Origin of the sequence: Cryobacterium sp. Y62 (assembly GCF_002929785.1) — a bacterium.
Classification (GTDB): domain Bacteria; phylum Actinomycetota; class Actinomycetes; order Actinomycetales; family Microbacteriaceae; genus Cryobacterium.
The window spans coordinates 16,490-33,943 of record NZ_PJJK01000082.1 but is presented as its reverse complement, the minus strand read 5'-3'; the positions used below and the strand labels follow the sequence as shown (position 1 = coordinate 33,943).

At 64.0% G+C, this 17,454-nt stretch carries 10 protein-coding genes; 8 read left to right on the top strand and 2 right to left on the bottom strand.

Annotation, left to right across the window (positions count from 1 at the left end):
- The first annotated feature begins 1,239 nt into the window (after positions 1–1,239).
- The 3 genes from CXY71_RS03740 (at position 1,240) to CXY71_RS03730 (ending at position 5,815) form a co-directional block, all read left to right on the top strand.
- A complete protein-coding gene (locus CXY71_RS03740; RefSeq protein ID WP_146071820.1) occupies positions 1,240–1,476 on the top strand; it encodes a hypothetical protein in 237 nt (78 codons plus the stop codon).
- Positions 1,477–1,486: 10 nt separating this feature from the next.
- On the top strand, positions 1,487–2,977 hold the full coding sequence (locus CXY71_RS03735) for an HNH endonuclease signature motif containing protein (RefSeq protein ID WP_104134349.1): 1,491 nt from the start codon (positions 1,487–1,489) through the stop codon (positions 2,975–2,977).
- Positions 2,978–3,616: 639 nt separating this feature from the next.
- Positions 3,617–5,815 carry a transglycosylase domain-containing protein gene (locus tag CXY71_RS03730; protein ID WP_104134348.1) on the top strand — a complete coding sequence of 733 codons (2,199 nt, stop codon included), beginning with the start codon at positions 3,617–3,619 and terminating at the stop codon, positions 5,813–5,815.
- 16 nt (positions 5,816–5,831) lie between these two features.
- On the opposite strand, the gene CXY71_RS03725 is transcribed toward CXY71_RS03730, so the two are convergent.
- Positions 5,832–9,248, bottom strand: coding sequence for a DNA polymerase III subunit alpha (locus tag CXY71_RS03725; protein ID WP_104134347.1), 3,417 nt, complete (start codon positions 9,246–9,248; stop codon positions 5,832–5,834).
- Positions 9,245–9,406, bottom strand: coding sequence for a hypothetical protein (locus tag CXY71_RS20925; RefSeq protein ID WP_158252965.1), 162 nt, complete (start codon positions 9,404–9,406; stop codon positions 9,245–9,247). The genes CXY71_RS03725 and CXY71_RS20925 overlap by 4 nt, the downstream gene beginning before the upstream one ends.
- 340 nt (positions 9,407–9,746) lie before the next feature.
- Between CXY71_RS20925 and CXY71_RS03715 the strand changes: the two genes are divergently transcribed.
- From CXY71_RS03715 to fdhA, 5 genes are all read left to right on the top strand, one after another.
- Complete coding sequence (locus CXY71_RS03715) at positions 9,747–10,889, top strand: sugar diacid recognition domain-containing protein (RefSeq protein WP_158252964.1); 1,143 nt, start codon at positions 9,747–9,749, stop codon at positions 10,887–10,889.
- Positions 10,890–10,961: 72 nt separating this feature from the next.
- The gene (locus CXY71_RS03710; RefSeq protein WP_104134344.1) at positions 10,962–12,134 is read left to right on the top strand and encodes a glycerate kinase; all 1,173 of its coding nucleotides are present in this window, start codon (positions 10,962–10,964) and stop codon (positions 12,132–12,134) included.
- Positions 12,135–12,183: 49 nt separating this feature from the next.
- Entirely contained in the window at positions 12,184–13,548 is a 1,365-nt protein-coding gene (locus CXY71_RS03705) for a GntP family permease (RefSeq protein ID WP_104134343.1), read from the top strand.
- A 206-nt stretch (positions 13,549–13,754) separates the two neighbouring features.
- Complete coding sequence (locus CXY71_RS03700) at positions 13,755–15,794, top strand: PhoX family phosphatase (RefSeq protein ID WP_233204365.1); 2,040 nt, start codon at positions 13,755–13,757, stop codon at positions 15,792–15,794.
- A gap of 192 nt (positions 15,795–15,986) precedes the next feature.
- Complete coding sequence (fdhA, locus tag CXY71_RS03695; protein ID WP_104134341.1) at positions 15,987–17,204, top strand: formaldehyde dehydrogenase, glutathione-independent; 1,218 nt, start codon at positions 15,987–15,989, stop codon at positions 17,202–17,204.
- Positions 17,205–17,454 lie beyond the last annotated feature (250 nt).

The window sequence follows — 17,454 nt, the reverse complement described above, 5'->3', positions numbered from 1 at the left end:
ACGGAACCTATTGGCTGGCTGTTGTTGTCGTTTTGTGGCTCACGCACATAGTCGGTCGTACTTGGCTGCCCGCCGAGCCGCCTTGGGTGCCGTTGGCGTCATCCGATTCGCCGCCGGGCCCGGTCGCCGCCCCCGTGCCGTTCGAATTCGTAGACCCCTCGGCGAATACATCGACGCCGTGGCCATTGGTAAGACCGCCCGAGACAAGCTCGGAGGGACATTTCCCCGTTCTGATCTCCTCAGGAGTGCACCGCGCGGATCCCGCAAAGACTGCCGTGCTCGGAACAGCGCTAAGCGTTAGAACGGCGAGGGTTCCAACGATTAGCAGAAATTTGAACCGGACCATATTGTCGACTCCGAAATCAGTAGTTGTTGGGAATCTTTCTGCGGTGTGACAAACCGGACCACCATCGGCCAACGCAAGGGGCCCTCGGAGTCATCGATTGGTTGCCCGGAAGAGTCGAGCAACCGACTGTGTGTTATGTCGAGACACAGGCAAGTACGTATCTCCCAGGTCGCGTCCGGAAGAGCTGAGGACATCTGAATTTTGATTGAATCAAAGGTTGTGGAGCCCGTCAGAGACCGTCCCTCAGCTTCTAGGGCTGTGCGTGATGACATGACTGCATCGTGTTCTGGGCCATTTGTGAATGCCAGGTACTTGTTCCAGGAGTCGGATCCGATTTTGCCAGCGACATCGCCAGCCGACAGGTAAGCCGAGTACGTTGCCATGGCGGCGGCCAGTGCTTCTTCATTTGAGGCGAAGACCGGGGGGATCATGGTGGGCGCGGCCGCCGATGGCACGGACGTGTTGTGCGGGGTTGGGGTGGCCATGCATCCGCTGAGCAGGCTGATGGAGACCAGCAAGACAGTGTTCAGTGCAACGGTGTGCAGCAAACGGCGATGCAACGGGTTTCGCATGGGGTCACAGTAGACCGGATTGCTACAATCCCGTTTAAGTTCTCCACAGGCTGGTATCTCTTTGTGAATCACGGTATGGCTGGGCGGGCAGGGCTCCCTATGCCTGTCGCCTGGCCTGTTCGGCTGTAGCAGGTGCACGGCGTGACGGAAAGGGGAGAACTCGGCCCCGAGTGTTCGATCTGGCGGCAGGGTCGCGTCGCGTTGAGGGCCAGGCATCCCTGAAAACATTTCTTTGGGTATTCTTTGCGGATTTTTCGGTTTTAGCGCTTGTAAGCATGATTTTTCCTCGGGAATGTCGGTGGTGGGGTGTTGGGCTGATTTATGAGCACGTTGGCAGTGGATCTGACCCGGGCGGCGGTCGCTGTCGCCGCGCTGGGTGGTTCCAGTGCTGAGTTCAGTAGCGTGTCCGATCCTGAGGTGCTTGCGGCGCGCGGTCCGATCGCCGACCTGCTGCGGCTGAGTACTACGGTTGCAGCGTTGCTGGCGGGCATGATCGCGCAGCGGTCGCGGCCGCCAGCTGGGCCGGTCGGGGGTGGCGGCGCGGCACGGGTTTGGTAATGCGACGTTGATGGTGCAGGAGGCCACCGGCCTGAGCAGTATCGAAGCGGGTCGCTTGCTGGCGGTCGGGGTACTCATGAGCGAGACGGAAACTGCTGAGCGGCGAGCCGCCGAGGCCGTGCGGGAAGCTGCGTGGGCTGCTCAGGCCGCTGCCGAAGCTGCAGCGCAAGCCGAGCGGGCGGCCGCACGAGATGCCGGGCGGGTGGCCGCTTGGTGGGCCGCCCGGGAGTTGGAGCGGGCGGCAGCGTGGGTCGAATTGCACCCCGATCTGCCGCTGCCCGAGGCTGGGCCTGGTCCTGTCGTGCCGGTCGTCGCGGTTCTTCCGGCACGCCCGGTCGCGCGGCCGGTCGTGGTGGAGGTGCCGTGGCAGGCGCCGATCATGCACGCTGTCGCTCAAGGAACTTTCTCGCCCGGCGTCGGCGACGCCCTGCTGCGGGGCCTGGGTACTCTGGATCAAGCGATCACTGCTGAGAAGCTGGCCGCTGCGCTGCGGGTGCTGTTGGTGGAGGCGCCGGGAATGAACACCGAGCAGGCCTTCAAGCGAGCGAGGCGGTTGCGGGATGACCTTGATGCTGCGGGTATTCTGGCGCGGGAGAAGCAGGCCCGCGACGACACAACGTGGTCGTTCCCTGCTCCGCCCGCACAGGTCGCGCCGATCGCGCCAGGTGCCCCGAATACCGAGCGCACGGGCGGAACAGAGAACACCCAGAACACCCAGAACACCGACCATGCCGAGAACGCCGACAGTGTCGAGAACGCCGAGAAAACCGACAATGTCGAGAGCACCGCGGAGGCGCCGAGCGACACGCTGGCGGGCTTTGGAACAGCCAGCGGTGCGGGCGGCGAGGCAAGTCGGAGGCCAGAAGCTCGGCGCGGGGCTCAGACCATCCACGGCACAGAACCGGCCATCAGTCATCCGGTTTTCGGATATATCGTGGGCAACCCCGCACCGGTGTCGGCGGAGACGATCGACCGGCACCTCTGCGACACCGGCTACCTCGGCATCCTGTTCGACCAGACCGGTCAACCCCTCAATGTTGGACGAGACCAACGTCTCTTCAACCGTGAGCAACGCCGCGCCCTCGCGGTCCGAGACGGCGGCTGCCGGTGGCCCGGCTGTGAGAAACCACCGTCTTGGACCGAAGCACACCACATCGAAAATTGGGTTGATCATGGGCTTTCCAATATCGATCAGGCCATTCTTCTTTGCAGTCTGCATCATATGTTGCTCCATAACCGACACTGGAAGATCTGGCTTCGCGACGGCCTGTACTGGCTGCAACCCCCGATCGAGATCAACCCCGAGCAAACTTTGATTGCCCTCCCAAGCAAGAACCCGCTCATGCTCGACCCCGCCCAGTTCGGCATACCGACGTCGACTGCGCCCGTAATTGGCGCCGAAGATACCCGCCGGTTAAGAGACGCCGATCACGACCAGCTCGACGAGAGCAATGGGAACGACTCGAGACAGGATCACCCACTCGACGACTACCGAAACTGACGGTTGCGCTAGCCCGTGCTTTGAGGCCGGCCCTGCAGATCGCGGTGCGTCACGGGATGGCAGTCTCGTTTCTGGGCAAAGGTGCAGTCTTAGCGCACGGGTCAGGGCGGCGAGCAGCAGTGTTGACGGCTCATCGAGCTGGGCGTCGCAGACGCGAATCTCCATGGTCGGATGTTCCAGGAGCAGCCGCGCATTCCACCAGATCGTGCGCAGGTCGTAGGTGCCGCCGGCGCCGTGTCAGAACGGCGAATTCACCGCAAGCGCGAGCAGCGTGGGCAGCCAGACGTACACTCGGTTGAGCGCCTGTACACCGGCCCTCGCGGTTCGGAATGCCGACGTGTACGTGCAGCCCGTTGATGAGGTGATCAGAGAAGTTCCGCGTGTACCGCGTCGCCGACGTTTGCCGGCTGAAGTGTCGCCGGTTTGAGAAAGTTGAATTCCTCTTCAATGCCGAACGTTCGCATTCGTCACCTCCAGCACCGTCACCGGATAGTACCGGCAAACCGGTATCAAGCCGATACATTCGCGTATCGGACTGCCGACCATTTAATCAACCTCATCTGGCTAACATGATCTTTACTCGCGAACCAGCGCGCAGGTGTTGGCTCACGCACTGGATGGCATCAGCTGGGAGTAAACGTGGTTCAGGTCACTCAGATTCCAAGCAATTCAGCTCTGTCCCGTCTGCGCACACTGCACGGTGCCCTCGGTGGCCTACTCGGTTTCGTGGCCATGAGCGTTGCGGCCGGCGTGCTCGTCACCGCATCGATGACCCCGGTGGTTGCGCTCTCGGGCCTGGCCGCTACGAACACGATCTCGGTGTTTGAGAGCCTGCCCGATTACGTGAATATCGAGCCGCTGTCCCAGAAGAGCGACATCCTGGCGACGCGCAGCGACGGAACTGTCGAACTCCTTGCCTCGTTCTATGACCAAAATCGTATCGAGGTGAGTTGGGATGCGATCAGCCAATTTGCCAAGGACGCTGCAGTGTCGGGGGAGGATCCTCGGTTCTATGAGCATGGCGGGGTCGACCTGCAGGGCACGCTGCGGGCCACGGCGACGACGGTGGCCGGCGGAGACACTCAGGGTGGGTCATCCATTACGCAGCAATACGTGAAGAACGTGTTGGTGCAGAAGTGCGAGCTTCTCGCCGACCAGCGCGCGCGTGACGCCTGCTACCGCGCAGCGACCGAGACCACTCCCGACCGCAAGCTCAAGGAGATGCGGCTGGCCATCGGGGTGGAGAAGACATACAGCAAGCGCGACATTCTGCGTCAATATTTCAACATCACCGGATTCGGCGGCACAGTTTATGGCATCGAGGCCGCCGCCAGCTACTACTTCAATACGACGGCTGCCCTGCTCACCCTGCCGCAGGCGGCCAGCCTGGTGGCGATCGTGAACAACCCGGTCAAGTTTCGGCTCGATCAGCCTGCGAGTGAGACCAACGGCGCTGCCGACGGGTATGCCGCGAACAAACAGCGCCGCAACTATATTTTGCGTGAAATGCTGCGCCACAAGAAGCTCAGCCAGACCGATTTCGACGCCGCGGCCGCTGCGCCGGTCGAACCGATCATCACCGAACCGAGCACCGGCTGCCAGACCGCAGTGGGTAACGCCTTCTTCTGCGATTATGTGACCAAGATTCTGCAGACCGACCCCACCTTCGGCGCCGATGCGGCCACGCGCATGCTCAACTTTCGCCGGGGCGGCTACGACGTGTACACGACCCTTGACCTCGACGTGCAGAACGCGGCCGTGACGACCATGAACCAGCAGGTTCCCAAGGTCTATGCCGGTGGCGATGTAGGCGCGATCATCACGAGCGTACAGGTGGGCACCGGCCGGGTACTCGCCATGACCCAGAACAAGGACTACAGCCAGGACCCGGCCGTGCAGGCGACCGGAGCTAACTTCACCGGCATCAACTACGCCACCGACTACGCCGAGGGCGGCTCAAGCGGGTTCCAACCCGGATCGACCTACAAAGTCTTCACACTGGCCGAGTGGCTCAAGGAAGGCCACTCGCTCAACGAACGGGTCGACTCCCGCCGCAAGGCGAATTGGGGTACCTTCCAGGACAGCTGCTTCGGGCCTCAGAACTACAGCAGGGAGGGCTTCAACCCGCGCAACGATGCCAACGAATCGGGCACCAACTACAGTGCGCTGCAGGCCACGGTCGGCTCGATCAACACCGGCTTTATCGGCATGGCCAAGAAGCTCGACCTGTGTGGTATCCGGCAGACGGCGGAGGCGTTTGGCATGCACCGAGCCGACGGCAACCCGCTCTCGCAGTCCGCGGCATCCATTATCGGAACCAACGAAATTGCCCCGCTCAGTATGGCCGTCGCCTTCGCCGGCATCGCGAACAAGGGGGTGACCTGTTCGCCGATCGCCATCGACCGGATCGTCGGACCTGGCGGGGTCGAGATTCCAGTGCCGTCGTCGGTCTGCACCCAATCGGTTGATGCCACGGTCGCTGCCGGTCTGGCTTACGCCATGCACCGGGTAATGGTCAGCGGCACCGGGCAGCAATCGAATTACAATACGAATCCGAATGTGCCAATGATCGGCAAGACCGGGACAACGGATGGCGCGAAAGACACTTGGATGAGCGGCGCGAGTACCAAGGTGGCGACCGTGGTCGCGGTGGTCAGCCTCACCGGGGCGCTCAGCCAGCGGCGGCAATTCTTCGGTCGGGACCAGATCGCGACGGCACGCCACCGCATGTGGCCGGTGGTCATGTCGGCGGCGAACGCCAAGTACGGCGGTGATGCCTTCGAGGAACTAGCCCCCAGGGTCAGTCCACAGCCCGGGGCAACAGCGGCGGGTCGGTAGCGCCGGTTAGTCATCGCTAGGCGCTATGCGCCGCATTGAGATGGTGCAGGGTACCGCCGCTTGAATGCCCGCCGTGCGCGGCCAGTTCCGCAGCGTACGCGGCCGCACTGGCAGCTTCCTCGGCGGCGGCGCGCTCAACGGCATGCCGCTCCTTCACCTGCCTGGCCACGTCGAACAGATTCCAGATATTCTCCCCGGTCACCGACACTCCTCGGGCGCCAGAGCGCCGGGTGCGACCGCGCACGAGCATGTAATTGGTCTGGAACACCTGCCCGCCGACCCGTTCCTGCGCGTCGTGAAAGAACACGACGTTGGCGACCGGTCCGGTGCCGTCGTCGAGACTGATGAACACGACTCGGCGCCCGCCGCGCATCGGCGGCGTGTTGGTGGCCCGCCGCACTCCGGCGAGCAGCACCTCGGTGCCGCCGGGCAGGTTGCCGAGCTCGCTCGCCGGTGTCACCCCCAACTCGCGGAACAGCGTGTGAAACCGCTTCATCTGGTGCGACCCGACGGCCAGATTCAGATCGAGCAGTTCCAGATCGGTCTGGGTGCGGCCGCGCAGCTCGAGCGAGGTGATAGCGCCGGCGCGGTCACCCGAGTACCGCGGCACCGGCAACTCCACCTCGAACGCGAGCTGGTCGGCGCGAATGACCACGGCGGTGCCACGCAGCGACTGAATGTGCGCGAGCAGTTCGTGCCGCCGGGCGCGGTCGTAGCCGATGAACGTGTCGAGGGCGCCCACCCGCGCGAGCGCCTCGAAGGTGCGCCGCCGGGGGTGCACTCGATCACGAAAGTCCTGCAGTGACCCAAACGGTTGATGCTGTGCAATGCGCGCCCGCTCCGCCTCCGTGCTGCCGACCAGTTCTGGCAGCGCCAAACGGATGCCCTGGCTCCCGTCCGCGAGATCCTCCACCCGGTAGTCGAGCGCGCTGGACTGCACGTCGAGGGGGAGCACAGGTACCCCGAGTACCCGAGCCTCGGCGACGATGAGGTCTTTGGGCCACATGCCCGGGTCGTGGGTGAGCAGCCCGGCCAGGAAGGCGGCCGGGTGGTGGGTTTTCAACCAAGCCGACTGGTAGGTGGGCAGGGCGAAGGCAGCACCGTGGGCCTTGGCGAAACCGAAGCTGCCAAACCCCGCCAACACCGTCCAGACCTGGTCGATGACCTTCTCACTAAACCCACGGGCGAGCGCTTTTTCGCGCAGGTATTCCTCAATTTGCGGCAGCTGCTCTGGCTTGCCCAGGTGCCGGCGAAAGACATCCGCTTTGCCGAGGCCGCAGCCGGTGAGTTCGTCGAACAGTCGCATGACCTGTTCGTGAAAGATCACGACGCCGTTCGTTTCGCGCAAAATCGGTTCGAAGCGAGGGTGGATGTAGTCGGGCATCACCTCGCCGTGCCGGGCCTGCAGATACTTGAGCGGCATGTTGTTTTTCATCGGGCCGGGGCGAAACAGCGAAATCTCCACGGTGAGGTCGTTGAATACCTCGGGTTGCAGCTTGCCGACAAGCTCCATTTGGCCGGGGGACTCGATCTGAAAGATGCCCAGGGTGCGGGTGGAACGAATGAGCTCGAAGGTTTTCGCATCGTCGAGTGGCACCCGGTCGAGGTCGATACTTTCGCCGGTGAGTCGGTGGTGCTCTTCAACGGCGTGCGCCATCGCCGATTGCATGCGCACGCCGAGAATGTCGAGTTTGATCAGCCCCATCGGATCCATGTCGTGTTTGTCGTACTGCGACATGGGCAGGCCCATGCCGCTCGCCTGCACCGGGGTGCGGTCGAGCAGGCTCGCATCGGAGAGAATCACGCCGCAGGGGTGCACCGAGATGTGCCGGGGGAGCCGGTCAAGCTTGGCGGTGAGGTCGACGAGCAGGTCGAGCTGTTGCGACTCACGCACCTCGGCGGCGAGGGCCTCGAGTTCGGGCTTCTCCTCGAGGGCTCGGCGAAAGTCGCGGGCGTTGAATCGCCACATCTGCTTGGCGATCACGTTGATCTGGGCATCGGGCAGGCCGAGGGCCAGACCGGCGTCGCGCACGGCACCGCGGCCGCGGTAAGCGTTGGTCATCGACATGAGCGAGACCCGGTCGCTGCCGAAGGCACGAAACACCTCGCGGTAGATGTCGTGTCGCCTGGCCGACTCGACGTCGATGTCGATATCGGGCAACGTCTGGCGTTCGGGGGAGAGAAAACGCTCCCAGAGCAGCCCGTTCGCGATCGGTTCGACCGAGGAGGTGCGCAGCGCATAGTTGAGCACCGAGCCGACCCCCGAGCCGCGCGCTTGAATGCGGATGCCCATGCCACGAATAATGTCGGCCACCCGTGACACCGTGAGAAAGTAGCTGGCAAAACCTAAGTGTTCGACCGTTTTCATCTCGTGGGCGAGCTGGGCATGGGCCGCTTCGACCGCGCGCGAGCCGCTCGCCGAGTACAGGTCGGCGATACCGCTACGGGCGCGCCGCCACAGTTCGGTGACCGGGTCGCCGGTGACGCCGATGATGCGCGCCTCCGGCATGCGCGGGCGCCCCAACCCGATATCGAGAACCGGGTCGAGGCTGCAGCGGTCGGCGAGCTGCTCGGTGTCACGCAGCAGCCGTTCGAGCGCCCCGTCATCGTGCAGACCGGCATCGACGACCATGCGGGCCACCTGGCGCATCGCTCCGGCCGGTTTGAGCCAGGCCTGGCCGTTGGTTTGTGGGGTTTCGAGTTCGGCGAGCGGTAGCAGATAGCGCGCGGCGTCGGCGAGATCGGCGGTGACCGCCTCGCCGGACGTGCCGTACCGCACGGCATTGCTGAGCACTGCAGGGAGCCCGGCGTTTTCGGCGAGGGCGAGCATGCGCGTGGCCGGGGTCACGCTGCCGACGGTGCCGCTTTCGGCCAGGTGACAGACGATTTCGAGTACGACGGCCTGTGTGGGCAGGGCCCCCTGCCAGAGGGCGAGCCGCGCCGCGGCATCTGAATTGTCGCGCCGGCCGATTGCGAGACCGACGTCGGAGTCTGGTCCGAGCAGCACGCTAAGCGAAGCGAGGCCGGCCAGATCGGCCAGCCGGGCGCGCGAAATGCTCGGCTCGGCGCTACCGGTTGTGATCGCAGAGCGGTGACCGGCATCGCCGGCGTGAGCGGCACTGACCGCCCGGCAGAGTGCGGCGTACCCGCGACCGTTGGTATCGCCGTGGGCGAGCACGACCACCCGGCCGAGCGAGCGGTACTCCTCGTCGTGCACGGCGAGTTCGGCGCCGAGCCCGGGGCGGATGCCCGCGGCAACGCAGGCGCGCACATGTTTGACGGCGCCGTAGAGTCCGTCACGGTCGGTGACGGCGAGAAACGTTGCACCCTGTGCGGCCGCCTGCTCGGCCAGAACTTCGGGAAGCGTCACCCCATAGTGGGTCGAGTAGGCACTCGCGACGTGCAGGTGCGGGAAGTTCGGTGCGCTGTTCATCCCCAGTCCAATGCTAAAGTCCAGGATCCGTCCGTGCCGCGGCGCAGGTCGTACCGGTGCTGCTCTTCGCCGCCCCGGCTGGCATCGAGCCGCCACAGCTCGGTGTCGATGCGGGTGGGCGTTCCCTCGTTCTCCCACCAGCGGGTGCGCTTGAACACCGCCTGTGGTTGCCCGATGACGGTGTGCTCGAATCGATTCCAAATGAACGCGCGCGGGTCGCCATCAGCGGACAGCTCAACGTCAACCGGTGTATCAATAATCTGGGGCAGGGTGGCCTCCCTTTTCGGGTGCTGGTATTCGGGTGTATACGTACCGGCTGGTCATAAAAAAGCTGATGAGCCAATAATAAAAAATGCTGTATCAAGTTCGAACAAATACTGAACAAAACCGGTTCTTCTAGAATGCATCTTCTATATGAAAAGTGTAGGTCAACCCACCGACACGCGCCACAAGAGATTGCGTGAGACCCATCCGCCGGCCTCGATCTACGATGGTCAGGTGACTGACATCGTTCCGAGCGACGCCGTGCTGCCCGATACTGTGCAGATCACCCGGGTGCTCGCGCAGCGCCTGGTCGAGCAGGTCGCTCCGAGCCTCGTGCACAACGTCAACATCATGGATGCCGCAGGTCTGATCATCGGCTCGCTGGACGCATCGCGCATCGGCACCCTGCACGACGGGGCGCGAAACGCCGCCGGACGTGGTGAGACGGTGCAGATTGCTCCCGGTGACGAGCAACAGGGCACCCGGCCGGGAGTGAATATTCCACTGATCCTCGATGGACGCGTCGTCGCGGTGGTCGGGGTCACCGGAACCCCCGCCGAAGTGTTGCCAGTGGCGCAGGTGCTCGTGCTCACCGTTCAGATGCTGATCATGCAGGAACGACTGCGGGACAACGCGTCGTGGCGGGAATCGGCGACCCGGGACATCCTCTCGAGCCTGTCGCTGCGCAAGCTCACCGAGGGGCGCCTGATCGCGGCACTGCAGGGTATTGATGCTCCACTGCAGCCGCCGTGGAATCTGACCGGCATTCTGCATCTTGGAGCCAGTCGTTCGGTGTTGTTGCTGCGCCAACTGCGCGATGTGTCCGGAGTCGTGGCCGCCGATATTTACGGTGCTGTCTGGGTGTTGAGCGGATCGTCGACCGCTCTCAGTCTCGCGCTGCTCCAGCAACGGTTGCAGCAGCCCGGTTCCAAGTCCTTGCGGTTTTTGACCGGGCGCGTTGGCGCGACGATGGTGCAACTCACCGATGATGCTGAACGCCTGAGTGCGCTGCTCGCCCGGCCCGGGCTCATCGGCACCTCAGCCGGAGAGCCGTGCTCCGAAATTCCGCTCGACTCTCTCGGTCTCGAACTGGCCATCGCCGTCTTGCCAGACGAACTGCTGGGCGACGTGGCCGGGTCGGTGCTCGACCCGCTCGGCGAGGTTCTGCGCGAAACAGCGCGCGTGTTTCTGCGCGAAGAATTGTCGATCGCGCACACCGCGGCGGCGCTCGGCGTGCACCGCAATACCGTGGTGCAGCGACTCGATCGCATCGAGCTGCTCACCGACCTGAATATTCGTCGGTTCAGTTGCGCCGTCTCGATGCGGGTCGCGCTGGCGGCAGACTCGGCCCAGTATGTGCACGATGCACAGGTCTAACCACATCGGTCACTGGTAAATGTGGGTTCGTTCCACCTTAATATGTGTGCGATTGTGTTCTAGCCTGAATCAATGAATGGTCGCACGGCGCTGAAGCCGCTCACACTGGTCATCGCACCCGATTCGTTCAAGGGAAGTCTGAGCGCGGCCGAAGCGGCCGACGCCATGGCAGCCGGGGCACGGGACGCTTGCCTCGCCCTCGGGTTGCCGGAGGCCCAGCTGACGATCTGCCCGATGGCCGACGGCGGCGAGGGAACCCTCGATGCCATCGCTATGGTCTGGGGAGTCACGCCCCGCAGCCTGCTCACTGTCGACGCGCTCGGCCGCAGCCGCCAGGCTCGCTATACCACCTCGGCTGATGGTCTCATTGGTCTGATCGAGGCAGCCGAGTCTAATGGCCTGCCGCTGGTCGCGGATGCCGCGCCCCAGCCCCAGCGCGCCGACACCTTCGGAGTCGGTCTGCTGGCCTTCGAGCTGCTCGAGCAAAATGTCGAAGAGATTCTGGTTTGCGTCGGCGGCTCGGCCAGCACCGACGGTGGAACAGGCCTGTTGGCTGGCCTAGGCGCGCGGTTTCTTGATGCTGCCGGCACCCCCGTCGCTCCCGGTGGCGCCGGGCTGACCCGGATTGCCTCGATCGACCTGAGCAAGCTGCACCCACGCGCCCGCACCGTGCGCTGGCGCCTCGCCGTCGACGTGAACAATCCACTCTGTGGCCCCACTGGCGCCGCTGCCGTTTTCGGTCCACAAAAGGGTGCACAGCCCCGCGATATCGCTGGGCTCGACGCCGGCCTGGCCCACCTCGCCGCGATCGTGCTCGACATGACCGGCGAAGACATGACCGACCGGCCCGGAGCGGGGGCGGCCGGCGGCATGCCGGCCACTCTCGTGCCGCTGCTTCGGGCCGAGTTGGTTCCCGGCTCCGCCCTGGTAGCGGATGCCGTAGGCCTGCCCCACAAAATGGCTAACGCCGACCTCGTGCTCACCGGTGAAGGCAGCTTCGACTCCCAGTCCCTCGGCGGCAAGGTGGCCGTCGCCGTCGCTCGTCTCGCCCCGGCAGGATGCCCGGTCGTCGTCATCGCCGGGCGGGTAGCGCTGTCTGCGGCCGACACCGCGGCATCCGGTGTCACTGCCGCGTTCTCGATCGCCGGTGGGCCGGCAACGCTCGACGACCTGCAGCAGAATGCGGCCGCACGGGTACGCGAAACCACGGCGCACGCCGTCGCACTCTTTCTTCACTCCCGCTAATCGCCACCGTTCCACCTGAACTTGAACCTGAAAGAGAAAGGCCGTCTCAATGCTGAGTATCGCTATCCTGGTGATTCTTGTCGTCGCCATCGTCTTCGCTACCGCGAAGCTGAAAATCAATCCCTTCCTCGCGCTGCTCGCTGCGGCGCTGGTCGGCGGTTTTGCTTTCGGCCTTCCGGTCGTCGAGATCGCCCCGATCATCACGACAGCCTTCGGTGCCACCCTGGGCAATATCGGTCTGATCATTCTGTTCGGCACCATCATCGGGGTGATCCTCGAACGCACCGGCGCGGCGATATCGATGGCCGAAGCCCTCATTCGCGTGCTCGGTACCCGGTTTCCGACTCTCACCATGAGTGTCATCGGTTTCATCGTGTCGATTCCGGTGTTCTGCGACTCCGGATTCGTTATTCTCAACTCGCTCAAGAAATCGCTTGCCGCCCGGGCCAAGGTGTCGCTCGTGGCCATGACGATTGCCCTGATGACCGGCCTCTACTCCACGCACGTCTTTGTGCCGCCGACTCCCGGCCCGCTTGCGGCTGCCGGCAACCTCAACATCATCGACCAGCTCGGCCTCATCATCGGGTTAGGCCTGATCGTCGCCGCCGTTTCGGCACTGGCCGGGCTGCTCTGGGCCAACCGGTTCCTGAAAAAAGACATTGAGCTGATCCCAGAGCTGGCCAGCGAAGAGAGCGACCTCGACTCGGACTACGAAGCCATCCGCGCCGCCTATGGCAAGTTGCCCAACACGTTCCTGGCCTTTCTACCGATTCTCGCCCCGATTTTACTGATCTGCATCGCCTCAATCGCCAACCTTCCGGCCCGGCCGTTCGGTGAGTCCGGCCTGTACGCCGCCATCGTTTTTCTCGGAACCCCGGTCATCGCCCTGGCTGTTGGCCTCATTGCCGCGCTGTTTCTGCTGCGTGGTAAGGGAAAATTGGAGATGTTCGGCGAACGCGTGAATGAGGGCATCCGTATCTCAGCCCCCATTTTGCTGATCACCGCCTCCGGTGCCGCCTTCGGAGCGATTCTCGCGGCGTCCGACCTCACCGATTTTCTCGGCAACACGCTCTCGACCCTCGGCCTGGGCCTGGCCGTCCCGTTCCTGATCTCGGCCGCACTCAAGACCGCCCAGGGCTCGTCGACGGTCGCCATGGTGACTACCTCGGTGCTGCTCCTGCCGCTGTTGCCCGCCCTCGGGCTCGACTCCGATCTGGGAAAGGTACTCTCGGTGCTGGCCATCGGTGCCGGTGCTATGGTCGTTTCGCACGCCAATGACAGTTTCTTCTGGGTCGTCTCGCAGCTCAGTCGCATCCCGGTCGCGACCGCGTACCGCACGCTCACCCCGGCCACCGCCATCCAGGGCGTCGCCGGCTTCGCCGCCGTCTGGGTGATCGGCCTCATCGTTCTTTAGAGCTAGCGGCCCCGAGCGTTCATAGTCCGTTCACCAACGGGCCACAGGGCTGTCGTGAATCGGAGAGGGGACGGCGAGAGAGTAGTTTTATCCCCAGTTCGGGGACCAAAACGACCACGAGGAGCGCCCGTATGCTGAGCAACGAATCCACCGCACCCCGCCAGCACGCCCCAGCTCGTGACCGGCCATTGCTCCCGCTTCTTCCCATGCAGGGGCACACCCTCGGCAAGCGCAGCGCCGTCACTTGCCACCTCAAGTGCGCGGATGCCTGCTTTCACCCTGTACCCAATGAGAGCTCGAACGACTACTTTCGCGACATCGTGGGGGCCGCCATGAGCCGTCGATCCCTGCTCGTGGGGGCTGGCGTCGCCGCCGCCGCCATCCTGCTGGGTTCCGGCGAACCCGCTCCCGCCTTGGCCGTGCCGGGCGGCCCAGCCGGTCCTGCTGGCCGCGGCCTCGCGTTCGCCCCCATCGCTCCAGTTCCGGCCGCCGTTGACTCCTTCGTGGTTCCGGCGGGCTATTCCTGGAACCCGATCATCCGCTGGGGCGACCCGCTATTCGCCGCCACCGATCGTTTCGACCCCGAACACCAGAGCGCTGCATTGCAGGCCCGCCAGTTCGGCTACAACAATGACTACCTCGACATCATCGAGAGCAAGGGACCAAAGGGACGCTCCGGCATCCTCGTCACCAACCATGAATACACCAACGAGGGCATCATGTTTTCGCCAGCCCTCACCGCGGTCGAAGCGGATGAGCATCGTCGCGTTGCCATGATGGCCCACGGCATGTCCGTGGTCGCCCTCGAACGGAAGCGCGCCGGTCAACCCTGGACCTACCGCGTGGGTGACCCTCTGAACCGCCGCATTACCGCGAGCACACCGTTCACCGTCACCGGCCCGGCCGCCGGCAGCGACCTGCTGAAGACCACGGCGGACCCGACGGGCCGCACCGTGCTTGGCACCCTCGGCAACTGTGCCGGGGGCACCACTCCGTGGGGCACCGTGCTTTCCGGTGAAGAGAACTTCAACGGGTACTTTCGCACGAAGGGCACCAGCACAGCGGAGGCCCGCTACGGCCTGGCCAACCGCCCGACCAGTCGGCTCTGGGAGCAGGTCGACAACCGGTTCGACGCCACCGTGGCCGGCAACGAGAATGAACCGAACCGTTTCGGCTGGATCGTGGAGATCGATCCGGAGACACCGAACGAGCCCCCGGTCAAACACACGGCTCTCGGCCGGTTCAAGCACGAGGGGGCCAATGTCATCGTTGGAAAGACCGGTCACGTCGCCGCTTACATGGGCGACGACGAGCGCTTCGACTATCTCTACAAGTTTGTCTCCTTCGACCGCTTCGACAAGAAGAAGGGTCCGAAGGCACGCACCCACAACAAGTCCCTGCTCACCAGGGGATCCCTCTACGTGGCCCGCTTTGCGGGAAACTCGCCAGAGCGCGAGATCACCGGGACCGGCCAGCTACCCGCCGACGGCCTCTTCGACGGCACCGGTCAGTGGGTGGCGCTCGTTATCGACGGGGTCTGCCAGGTACCTGGCTTCAGCACCGACGATGCCCTCGTGAATACCCGCCTGGTAGCGGATGCCGTCGGTGCCACCAAAATGGATCGTTGCGAAGACGTCGAGCCGAGCCCGGTGACCGGCAAGATCTATGTCGCCTGTACCAACAACACCGATCGCGGCACGCTCGGCCAGGAAGGCGCCACCGAGCCCAACCCCCGGGTGGCCAACCGCGACGGCCACATCGTCGAGATCACCGAAACCGGCTCCGACGCCACCTCGGTGACCTTTGACTGGAACCTGTTGCTGGTCTGCGGCGACCCCGCGACGAACACGAGCACCTACTTCGCCGGTTTTCCGAGCGATAAGGTATCGCCCATCTCCTGTCCAGACAACGTGGCTTTCGACGCCGAGGGCAACCTGTGGATCTCCACCGACGGCGCGCCGAGCACGATCGGATACTGCGACGGATTGTTTAAAGTACCGCTCACCGGCCCCGAGCGCGGCAGGGTGCAACAGTTCCTCTCGGTGCCACGCGAGGCCGAAACCTGCGGTCCGGTCATCCGCTCTGAGCAATCGATGGTCTACGTCGCCGTGCAACACCCGGGGGAGCGAGGCAGCTGGGCGGCCCAGTCGAGCCAATTCCCCGACTACGTTCCGCTGGGTGCACCCGTGCCGGCCGGTGCCTGGGCCGGTCCACGGCCATCCGTTGTGCAGGTCTGGAAAGCCTGAGACGCTCACCAGTCTGGTCGTGCCTGAGTCCTGAAAAGGGGGCGCGAACTGGCAATTGACTGATTGTAATTTCAGCCGGGCCGTGATGGAGTGAGAGAGCTGCCCTCACACGCAGCGTTCAGGAACATCCAGTGCCGATCGGGCCGTGGCCAACACATCATCCTGATCAGCGTAAAACCAGGAAGGTAGTTCATGACGGGGAACAGAGCAGTTGCCTACAAGAGCCCGGGTGTCGTCGAGGTCATCGACATTGATTACCCGAGTTTCGAGCTGAAAGACGGGCCGGGCGTCAACCCGGAAAACGTGGGACGCAAGGTGCCCCACGGAGTCATTCTCAAGACCGTGACCACCAATATCTGCGGCTCCGACCAGCACATGGTGCGCGGCCGTACGACCGCACCGGCGAACCTGGTGCTGGGTCACGAAATCACCGGTGAAGTGGTCGAGGCTGGCCCCGACGTCGAATTCATCAAGGTGGGCGACATCGTGTCGGTACCGTTCAACATCAGCTGCGGTCGCTGTCGCAACTGCAAGGAACGCAAGACCGGCATCTGCCTCAACGTCAACCCGGACCGTCCGGGTAGTGCATATGGTTACGTCGACATGGGCGGTTGGGTGGGAGGCCAGGCCGAGTACGTTCTGGTTCCCTACGCCGACTGGAACCTGCTGAAGTTTCCCGATCGGGACCAGGCGCTCGAAAAGATCATGGACCTCACCATGTTGTCCGACATCTTCCCGACCGGGTTTCACGGGGCTTACACTGCCGGTGCGGGCATCGGATCGACCGTCTACGTGGCTGGAGCCGGCCCGGTGGGCCTCGCGGCCGCCGTCTCGGCGCAACTGCTGGGCGCGGCCGTCGTCATCGTCGGTGATATGAACGTGGAACGTCTCGCGCAGGCCCGCAGCTTCGGCTGCGAGACCATCGACCTCAGCAAGGGCGAGCCGGGGGAGCAGATCGAACAGATCCTCGGCGTGCCAGAGGTTGACGCCGGTGTCGACGCTGTGGGCTTTGAGGCGCGTGGTCACGGTAAGGACGCCGGCCACGAGGCTCCGGCCACCGTGCTCAACTCGCTCATGACGGTTACAGCGGCCGGCGGTGCCCTCGGCATTCCGGGCCTCTACGTCACGGGTGACCCGGGAGCCAAGGAAAAGGCCGCTCAAGTGGGCTCGCTGTCGATTCGTTTGGGGCTCGGCTGGGCCAAGTCGCTGTCGTTCACCACAGGCCAGTGCCCGGTGATGAAGTACAATCGTCAGCTGATGATGGCGATCCTGTACGACAAGGTACACATTGCCAAGGCCGTCAACGCCCAGGCGATCAGCCTCGAAGACGCCCCGCGTGGCTACGCCGAATTCGACGCCGGTGCGGCGACGAAGTACGTGCTGAACCCCAACGGGTACGTCAAGGGCTAACAACAGGTCAGCGAATGGTCTGCTCGGGAATTCTCCCGGGCAGACCATTCCTGTATCGGTGTCCATCAGCATCCGCTCGCCGCGTGGCTTATTCAGGAAATCCGACCCGAATCTGCGCGAATAGCGCCGGATCCGCTCAGAAATTGAAATTTTTCCTGAATTAGCCACGGATTCAGGCCGCGAGCCGCGGCATCCGCATAGAACCGGTGTTCTGGGCATCCCCGTGCGGGGCGCGGGGTTAGGGTGGAAG

Bases quoted from the DNA above. Each gene is read 5' to 3' on its own strand.
- CXY71_RS03710 (WP_104134344.1), top strand. From the start codon at position 10,962: ATGAATGGTCGCACGGCGCTGAAGCCGCTCACACTGGTCATCGCACCC.
- CXY71_RS03700 (WP_233204365.1), top strand. From the start codon at position 13,755: ATGCAGGGGCACACCCTCGGCAAGCGCAGCGCCGTCACTTGCCACCTC.
- CXY71_RS03725 (WP_104134347.1), bottom strand. From the start codon at position 9,248: ATGAACAGCGCACCGAACTTCCCGCACCTGCACGTCGCGAGTGCCTAC.
- CXY71_RS03705 (WP_104134343.1), top strand. From the start codon at position 12,184: ATGCTGAGTATCGCTATCCTGGTGATTCTTGTCGTCGCCATCGTCTTC.
- fdhA (WP_104134341.1), top strand. From the start codon at position 15,987: ATGACGGGGAACAGAGCAGTTGCCTACAAGAGCCCGGGTGTCGTCGAG.
- CXY71_RS03735 (WP_104134349.1), top strand. From the start codon at position 1,487: ATGGTGCAGGAGGCCACCGGCCTGAGCAGTATCGAAGCGGGTCGCTTG.
- CXY71_RS03740 (WP_146071820.1), top strand. From the start codon at position 1,240: ATGAGCACGTTGGCAGTGGATCTGACCCGGGCGGCGGTCGCTGTCGCC.